This is a genomic window from Leptospira ainlahdjerensis (assembly GCF_016919175.1).
In the GTDB taxonomy this organism is placed as follows: Bacteria; Spirochaetota; Leptospiria; order Leptospirales; family Leptospiraceae; genus Leptospira; species Leptospira ainlahdjerensis.
Genome location: NZ_JAFFPU010000058.1, coordinates 1 through 7,500, shown reverse-complemented (window position 1 = coordinate 7,500; position 7,500 = coordinate 1). Strand labels below are relative to the sequence as shown.

The window sequence follows — 7,500 nt, the reverse complement described above, 5'->3', positions numbered from 1 at the left end:
TTGTTCCGTATGGGTACACACATTACGATTCCCGGCGTCAACCCTGTAGTTGTTGCGGGAATCGCAAACGATCCATCCTCCGAAGGACTTCTCGGAATGGTGGATCTTTTCGCGGGTGGAGCTTTATTAAAATTCTCCATCTTCGCACTCGGGATCATGCCTTACATTTCTTCTTCGATCGTGATGCAATTATTCATGGTCCTCGTTCCTTCTCTTCAAAAACTTCAAAAAGAAGGAGAAGAAGGAAGAAAGAAAATCGGTCAGTACACAAAATATGGAACCGTGATTCTTTGCGCGATTCAATCCTTAGCGGTAATTCAACTCGCGAAGGGCTGGTCTACAGGAACCGAGCTCGAGCCCGCAAGATATCCGGGACTGATCAACTCTGGCGTTATTCCTTATTTCTATTTAATCGGAATCTTATCAATTACCACCGGAACCGTTCTTTTGATCTGGCTCGGCGAGCAAATTACAGAAAGAGGAATCGGAAACGGTATTTCTCTTTTGATCTTTGCTGGTATTATCGGAAGACTTCCTGAATCTATGGTTCAACTTTTTTCGACTGATACTATGGACGCTCTGAATGTTCTTATTCTTTTGATTCTTTTTATCCTTCTCATTTCTCTTACGGTTTTGTTAACACAAGGTGTGAGAAAAGTTCCTCTTCAATACGGGAAACAGATGGTAGGAAGAAAGATGGTTCAGGCGAAAAGCCAGTCCATTCCTTTTAAGGTAAACGGCGCGAACGTAATGCCGATCATCTTTGCTTCTTCTTTGATTTTATTTCCACAGACGATCATTCAGTGGTTGTCATCGAGTAGCGAGCAGTGGGCGGGTTGGGCGATCATCATGGACTTTTTCAATCCATTCTCCCAGATCTGGTATCACGCATTATTCTATTTTATCATCTATACTTCTTTGATCGTATTCTTCGCATATTTTTATACTGCGATTCAGTTCAACCCGACCGAGTTGGCTGAAAACTTGAAGAAATACGGCGGGTTCATTCCAGGGATTCGTCCGGGTTCTCATACGAAAGAATATATCGAAAAAGTGTTAAACAGAATCACTCTTCCGGGGGCGATGTTCCTGGCGGGTCTGGCTCTGGCTCCTTATATCATCATCAAATTCTTAGATCTGAGTTCCAACTCAGGTGGCGGTTCTCTGGTCTATACTTTCGGCGGAACTTCTCTTTTGATCATGGTAGGGGTTGCGCTGGAGACTTTGAAACAAATCGAGTCTCAACTTTTAATGAGAAATTATGAAGGCTTCATGAAGAAGTCGAAAATCAAGGGAAGGTCTTAAGCCTAAACTCATGAAGAATATTATTTTCATGGGGCCTCCCGGGGCAGGAAAAGGAACGCAGGCAAAGATTCTTTGTCAAAACCTTGGAATCCCACAGATTTCCACCGGTGATATTCTCCGCGAAGCGGTAAAGAATCAAACTCCGATGGGAGTCGAAGCAAAACGTTATATGGATGCGGGCGATTTAGTTCCTGATTCTGTCGTAATCGGAATCATCAAAGATCGCATCCGGGAAGCGGATTGCAAGAATGGATTTTTATTGGATGGTTTTCCGAGAACCGTGGAACAAGCGGACGCTCTGGATTCTCTTTTAAAAGGGGAAGGAAAATCGATCGATAAAGCGATCAATCTTCAAGTTCCGGATGCGGAACTTTTGAAGAGGCTTTTGAGTCGCGCGGAAATCGAAGGACGCGCGGACGACAACGAAGCGACGATTAAGAATCGTCTGGATAATTATAACAAGAAGACTCTTCCTCTTCTGGACTACTACGCGGCACAAAAGAAACTTTCTCAAGTGAACGGAGTCGGGTCCCTGGAAGAGGTGACTTCTTTGATTCAAAAGGAGCTAGCTTAATCAGTGGCAAAGGAAGAAGCGATCACAGTCGATGGCACCGTACTTGAGCCCCTGCCCAACGCGATGTTCCGTGTAGAATTGGAAAATGGTCATAAGGTTTTGGCCCATATTTCCGGAAAGATGAGAATGCACTATATCCGGATTTTACCGGGTGATAAAGTTACGGTAGAACTCTCCCCTTACGATCTTTCTAAGGGTAGAATTACTTACCGCAAAAAGTAGGAATTGTTATGAAAGTAAGAACATCAGTTAAGAAAATCTGCTCTAGCTGCAAGGTTATCAGAAGAAAAGGTGTAATCCGCGTGATCTGCACCAATCCGAAACACAAACAAAGGCAAGCATAAGAAATATGGCGCGTATTGCAGGTATTGACCTTCCAAGAGAAAAAAGAATTGTTATTGGATTAACCTACATCTTCGGAATAGGAAATTCCTTATCGAGAGGAATTTTGAAAAAGGCCGGAGTAGACGAAAAGATTCGCGTAAAGGACCTCAACGAGGCTCAAGAAGCGGCGATTCGTAAGGCGATTGAAGAAAGTGCAAAAGTGGAAGGGGACCTGCGTTCCGAAATCCAACTGAACATCAAACGTTTGATGGACATTGGATGCTACAGAGGACTCAGACATAGAAGAGGTCTTCCGGTAAATGGTCAAAGAACCAGAACCAATGCCAGAACTAGAAAGGGCGGCAAGAAGACTGTAGCGAATAAGAAAAAGGTAACTAAGTAATCATGGCTGACGATAAGAAAACCAAGAAAGAGAAGAAAGTTAAAAAGAAGGAAAAGAAAGTTGTTCCTCGCGGTAAAGTTTATATCACCGCTTCCTTCAATAACACGATCGTAACGATCACCGATATGGCCGGGAATACAATCTCCTGGTCCACTTCCGGTGCAATGGGATTTCGTGGATCCAAAAAATCCACTCCGTATGCGGCTCAGATCGCAGCGGGAAATGCGGCTGAAAAAGCTATGGATGCCGCTGGACTTCAAGAAGTAGATGTAATGGTTTCCGGACCCGGCATTGGCCGCGAGTCTGCGATTCGTTCTTTGGTTGCCAGAGGATTGAACATTAAGATGATTAAGGATGTTACTCCATTGCCTCACAATGGATGCCGTCCACGTAAGAGAAGAAGGGTCTAAGGTAGTTTAAGATGGCAAGATATAGAGGTCCTGTTGTAAAAATCATGAGAAGGGAGGGAGTTGATCTCTTCCTTAAGTCGAGCTATACTTTTAATAAAGATAAATTCCACCGCAAAGGGCCTCCTGGTATGCCTACTAAGCGGAAAGGAAAAGTGTCGGAATACGGCGCTCAGCTCCGCGAAAAACAAAAACTCAAAAGAGCTTACGGTCTTTTAGAAAAACAATTCCGTAGATATTACGAAGAAGCATCTCACGCTCACGGTGTGACCGGTGAAATTCTTTTACAACTTCTGGAAAGAAGACTGGATAACGTTCTCTATCGTCTTGGTTTCGCGGTAACTCGTCGCCAAGCGAGAAACTTCATCGCTCACAGACATATTCTTGTGAACGGAGATAGAGTGGATATTCCTTCCTACAGACTCAACGTAGGGGATAAAGTGGAAATTCGCGACAAGTTTAAAACTTCTACCTTCATTGCGGATAACATTCGTTTATCTCAGTCATTGCAGGGAGTTCCATCTTGGTTATCGGCAGATTACACAAACTTTGGCGGGGACGTAACGGCATTGCCTGAACGCCACCATATCGATCTACCGGTTAAAGAACAGGTAATCGTAGAGCTTTACTCTAAATAAAATCTGATAGAAGGGTCTCAAATTGTCTCTCAAAAGCTTACTTAAAGGATTTAAACGTCCTAAGAAGATAGAATTCAACACGGAAGCGAACACCCCGAATTACGGGAAGTTCGTTGCAGAGCCATTTGAAAGGGGTTTTGCCACAACTATCGGTAACTCTCTCAGAAGGACCCTTATGTCCTCGATCGAGGGAGCGGCGATTTCCGCGATTCGTATCGAAGGGGTGAATCACGAATTCTCCTTTATCGAAGGCGTTGCGGAAGACGTAACCAGAATTATTCTCAACCTAAAACAAGTTCGTATTAAATACGAGCCGGAAGAAAAGGATCAGAGTAAAATCATTCACCTGGAACTAAAAGGTGCCGGATATTTCAGAGCAGGGGATCTCGCTGTAGATTCTTCTATCGAAATTATGAATCCGGATCTTCACATCGCCACTCTCAATGAAGATGCAAATCTCATCATGGATTTGGAAATTCAAAGAGGAAGAGGATATGTTCCTGCGGAAGAAAAGAAAAAAGACATCGAAGTTCTTGGAACGATTCCTGTAGACTCGATCTTCTCTCCGGTTCAAAAAGTAGTTTTCGAAGTTTCCGAGACCCGTGTTGCTCAGAGATCCGATTACGAAAAATTGACTTTGGAAGTCTGGACGGACGGATCCGTTTCTCCCGACGACGCTGTCGCTCAAGCGGCGAAAATCTTAAAAGAGCATCTTACAGTATTTATCAATTTCGAAGAAGAACTGGAAGAGGAAGACGACGAACTGGATGAAGCTGATGAAAAACTCAAAGCTTCCTTGTCTAAACATGTGGAAGAATTGGAACTGTCTGTTCGTTCTCTCAATGTGCTGAGAAGCCTGGAAATCGATTTTATCGGAGACCTCGTAAAGAGATCGGAAGAAGAAATGTCGAAATCCAAACACTACAGCGACCAGTGTCTGCAAGAGTTGAAAACAAAACTTTCCACTCTCGGTCTCTCTTTCGGAATGAGGGATTTCTAAAATGAACAAAAGAAATAAAGTAAAACATTTAAATCGCAATAAAGGTCACAGAGACGCGCTGATCAATAACATGATCACAAGTCTTTTTAAGTATGAAAGAATCGAATCTACTCAAGCAAAATTGAAAGTGATTCGTTCTCATGCTGAGAAATTAATTACTAGAGCTAAGAAGAATCTCGCAGTCGATCTAAAACCGGAAATTCAACTTCACAACAAGCGGGAAGTTATGAAAAGAATCAAAGACCGTGAAGTCGTTGTAAAACTTTTCGAAGATATCGCGAAACGTTTTGAAACTACGAACGGTGGATACACTCGCGTTCTGAAACTTGTGAACAGAGCTTCTGATAATTCCGAAGTAGGGATTTTAGAACTCACTTCTAAGAAGGACAGAGCTTCTCTCTTGAAAGAAAGAGAAGAAAAACGCGAAACACAGGCGAAAGTCAGAGAAGACAAGAGAGCCGCAAGAAAATCCGGTGCGACTCCTGCGCCTGTGAAAAAAGAAGCGGCTCCTAAGAAAGAAAAAGAAGTAAAAAAGAAAAAGTAATCGATCCACACGCTTCGATTACCAAGTTTCTTCTTGGTGAAAAGCCCGGTTTCAGCCGGGCTTTTTTATTTTCCGGTAAAACCTTTGAGGTTTTTAGAACCGAAAGAACTGTTTTCGGGATTTTTCCTTTTCTGTTTTTTAGGAATACTTCCGGCTTACTTTTTGCGAAAACTAAGTCATTGCCGTTTGCTGGATGAAAAAAGGAGTTCCTACTTTTAAAAAAAAGTAGGAAAGGGCTGTCTGGATCTTGTTAGAGAATGGATATACTTTTCTTGCTCAATCTATTGTGGAAAAAAATTCTGATTTACGATCAGGAATTGGACATTTAAGAAATATTTATATCATCCTATAAAAAATGATCAACAGAAAAGGGATAGGCTGTTGCTTTGAGTAGATGAGCCTTTGCTCGTAATTGACTGAAAGCTTGGATAGTAGCCTTTCCTATGATGGACTCTTTTTCAAAATTGCATAACATATTCTCACGGGGAAATTTCCTCTTTCTGAAAAGCCAGTTCGGAATTCTTCTTTTTTTGCTCCAATTTTCGTGTATGGAAGCTAAAAAATTTAGTTTTGACGTAAGTAACCCAGCTGGACTTTTTTTGCAAGTCGCCGTCCCGAATCTAATCGCGGGAAGTGGAGGACAGGTCGGCAACGTAAATCCGAACTTGGCTTTCAGCGCTGCGGCCGATATTCATTCGGTAAAATTAACTTGGTCCTCAAATGCGGACGGAGCTCGTTATAAAATTTATTCTTCGTCCACTTCTTCCGTAACGACTAATTCTCCCGAGATTACTGGCGGTGGTTCCACGGGAAATACTTACTCTCATTCGGGTCTGAACGGAGGGGAAACCCGATATTACCTTTTGGAAAAAATTCAAAACGACGGTTCAAAATCCTATTCGGAAACGGTTCAAGCAACGACGTATTACCTGCCATCCGATGTTTCTAACTTGGTTCTTTGGCTCGATGGAGAATCGGGAATCGCAAAGGACGGATCGAATAAGATTACGACTTGGACCGATCAAGTGAATGGAAATGTGTTCACGAGATATTACTCGAATCAAGAACCTTATTGGCTGGCAAATTACAAAAACCAAAGACCGTTTGTGCAGATGAGTAACGCGGAAGGCCGTTTTTTTTCCGGTTCTGGCGTTCCGATCACTGGAAGCGATTACACGATTCTTTTCGTTTTGGAGCAAAACGCGAATTCGTTTGCAAGCGAAGGGATTCTTCACTTATCCGGACCGGGTATTACGATGATATTGAAGTTTTACAATTCCCAACTCAACGTCAACAACGGAGGAGGCGACTTTAGAAGTAACACCTATGCGACCAATTCCGCTCATATCTTATCTATGCAATTCAGCGCTTCGGGCACTTCGATGTATGTCAACGGGGCTTTGCATAAGTCTACAACCAATGTCTATCCAGCTGCGGGTAATAATTTATCTTACTTAGGTGTTTATGCGGGAGGGGCGGGTTTAGACGCTAAACTCGCAGAAGCTCTTATTTACAATCAAGGTGTGAGCTTGGCGGATCGAACGAAAGCTGAATGTTACCTCGGTTTTAAATACGGAATTGCGGTTTCGCACGCTTGTAATTGATTTTTTGGAAAATTCTTCCCTTCTAAACTTTTAAAATCTGATTTTTTATCGGTTGAAAACGTAGACGGCTCCGGAGTTTGGTTTGGATTCATTCCAATTTTCTAATGTTCCATGTGTGATCGTGTTTTGCCCGCTGTCTTCCTGTGGGGCTCCTGCAATCACCGTGTCGTGGGAAATTCCGACACTGATTCCGAACCAATCTCCGGATTGTACGTTTGTAGTTTTAAGATAGGATTCCTGAGTCCAAGCGGCACCGTTCCTTTTATATACGTATGTCGCTCCGGATTCCGGTAAGGAATTATTCGTATTTGCCGTGGTTCCGTTTATGATTCTATTTTCGTTTCCGTTTTCCCAATATGTTCCCACGGCGATACTTTCTCCCGAAAGTGAAACGGAATATCCGAAAAGTGTTACAGTTGCCGGATTGGAAGGAGTCACCGTATCTTGTTGAGTCCAGTTGATTCCGTTTCTAATAAAGACATAGACAGCTCCTTCCGCCGCACCGGGCGCTCCTGCCGCTATCGTATTTCCTTCCATTGCTACGCTATAACCGAGCTGATAACCTGCCGGAGCGCTATCCGCTTTTAAGTAGGCCTCTTGCACCCAATTGGACCCGGTTCTCTTATATACATAAGTCGCTCCCGCAGACCAGGCTGTATTGTCCGCGCTTGAAGTGTTTCCGTTTGTGATCGTAATTTGAC

At 43.1% G+C, this 7,500-nt stretch carries 11 protein-coding genes (1 of these 11 only partly in view); 10 read left to right on the top strand and 1 reads right to left on the bottom strand.

Going from position 1 to position 7,500, the window contains the following annotated elements; all coding sequences use genetic code 11:
- The 10 genes from secY to JWG45_RS15050 all read left to right on the top strand — a co-directional run.
- On the top strand, positions 1–1,305 hold the 3' portion of the coding sequence (gene secY / locus JWG45_RS15095; protein ID WP_069608368.1) for a preprotein translocase subunit SecY. It extends 78 nt beyond the left edge of the window; 1,305 of the gene's 1,383 nt are visible here — the last part of the coding sequence; its start codon lies off the left edge, out of view; its stop codon occupies positions 1,303–1,305.
- Between the two features lie 10 nt (positions 1,306–1,315).
- Positions 1,316–1,879, top strand: coding sequence for an adenylate kinase (locus JWG45_RS15090; RefSeq protein WP_118967642.1), 564 nt, complete (start codon positions 1,316–1,318; stop codon positions 1,877–1,879).
- Between the two features lie 3 nt (positions 1,880–1,882).
- A complete protein-coding gene (gene infA, locus JWG45_RS15085) occupies positions 1,883–2,101 on the top strand; it encodes a translation initiation factor IF-1 (RefSeq protein ID WP_001040194.1) in 219 nt (72 codons plus the stop codon).
- 8 nt (positions 2,102–2,109) lie between these two features.
- Positions 2,110–2,223, top strand: a complete 114-nt coding sequence (rpmJ, locus tag JWG45_RS15080) for a 50S ribosomal protein L36 (protein ID WP_000868428.1) — start codon at positions 2,110–2,112, stop codon at positions 2,221–2,223.
- 5 nt (positions 2,224–2,228) lie between these two features.
- Positions 2,229–2,606, top strand: a complete 378-nt coding sequence (rpsM, locus tag JWG45_RS15075; protein WP_118967643.1) for a 30S ribosomal protein S13 — start codon at positions 2,229–2,231, stop codon at positions 2,604–2,606.
- Positions 2,607–2,608: 2 nt separating this feature from the next.
- The gene (gene rpsK / locus JWG45_RS15070; protein WP_069608366.1) at positions 2,609–3,016 is read left to right on the top strand and encodes a 30S ribosomal protein S11; all 408 of its coding nucleotides are present in this window, start codon (positions 2,609–2,611) and stop codon (positions 3,014–3,016) included.
- A gap of 11 nt (positions 3,017–3,027) precedes the next feature.
- Positions 3,028–3,651 carry a 30S ribosomal protein S4 gene (gene rpsD, locus JWG45_RS15065; protein WP_069608365.1) on the top strand — a complete coding sequence of 208 codons (624 nt, stop codon included), beginning with the start codon at positions 3,028–3,030 and terminating at the stop codon, positions 3,649–3,651.
- A 22-nt stretch (positions 3,652–3,673) separates the two neighbouring features.
- Positions 3,674–4,651, top strand: coding sequence for a DNA-directed RNA polymerase subunit alpha (locus tag JWG45_RS15060; protein ID WP_069608364.1), 978 nt, complete (start codon positions 3,674–3,676; stop codon positions 4,649–4,651).
- A gap of 1 nt (position 4,652) precedes the next feature.
- Positions 4,653–5,195, top strand: a complete 543-nt coding sequence (gene rplQ, locus JWG45_RS15055) for a 50S ribosomal protein L17 (protein ID WP_205280504.1) — start codon at positions 4,653–4,655, stop codon at positions 5,193–5,195.
- A 530-nt stretch (positions 5,196–5,725) separates the two neighbouring features.
- Positions 5,726–6,799, top strand: a complete 1,074-nt coding sequence (locus JWG45_RS15050) for a LamG domain-containing protein (RefSeq protein WP_205280503.1) — start codon at positions 5,726–5,728, stop codon at positions 6,797–6,799.
- 45 nt (positions 6,800–6,844) lie between these two features.
- Here the strand turns inward: JWG45_RS15050 and JWG45_RS15045 are convergent.
- A partial coding sequence (locus JWG45_RS15045) for an FG-GAP repeat protein (protein ID WP_205280502.1) occupies positions 6,845–7,500 on the bottom strand: 656 nt, incomplete at its 5' end.

What these genes read in the sequence shown, in the direction of transcription:
- JWG45_RS15090 (WP_118967642.1), top strand. Translation starts at nt 1,316, where the DNA reads ATGAAGAATATTATTTTCATGGGGCCTCCCGGGGCAGGAAAAGGAACG.
- rpmJ (WP_000868428.1), top strand. Translation starts at nt 2,110, where the DNA reads ATGAAAGTAAGAACATCAGTTAAGAAAATCTGCTCTAGCTGCAAGGTT.
- rpsM (WP_118967643.1), top strand. Translation starts at nt 2,229, where the DNA reads ATGGCGCGTATTGCAGGTATTGACCTTCCAAGAGAAAAAAGAATTGTT.
- rpsK (WP_069608366.1), top strand. Translation starts at nt 2,609, where the DNA reads ATGGCTGACGATAAGAAAACCAAGAAAGAGAAGAAAGTTAAAAAGAAG.
- rpsD (WP_069608365.1), top strand. Translation starts at nt 3,028, where the DNA reads ATGGCAAGATATAGAGGTCCTGTTGTAAAAATCATGAGAAGGGAGGGA.
- rplQ (WP_205280504.1), top strand. Translation starts at nt 4,653, where the DNA reads ATGAACAAAAGAAATAAAGTAAAACATTTAAATCGCAATAAAGGTCAC.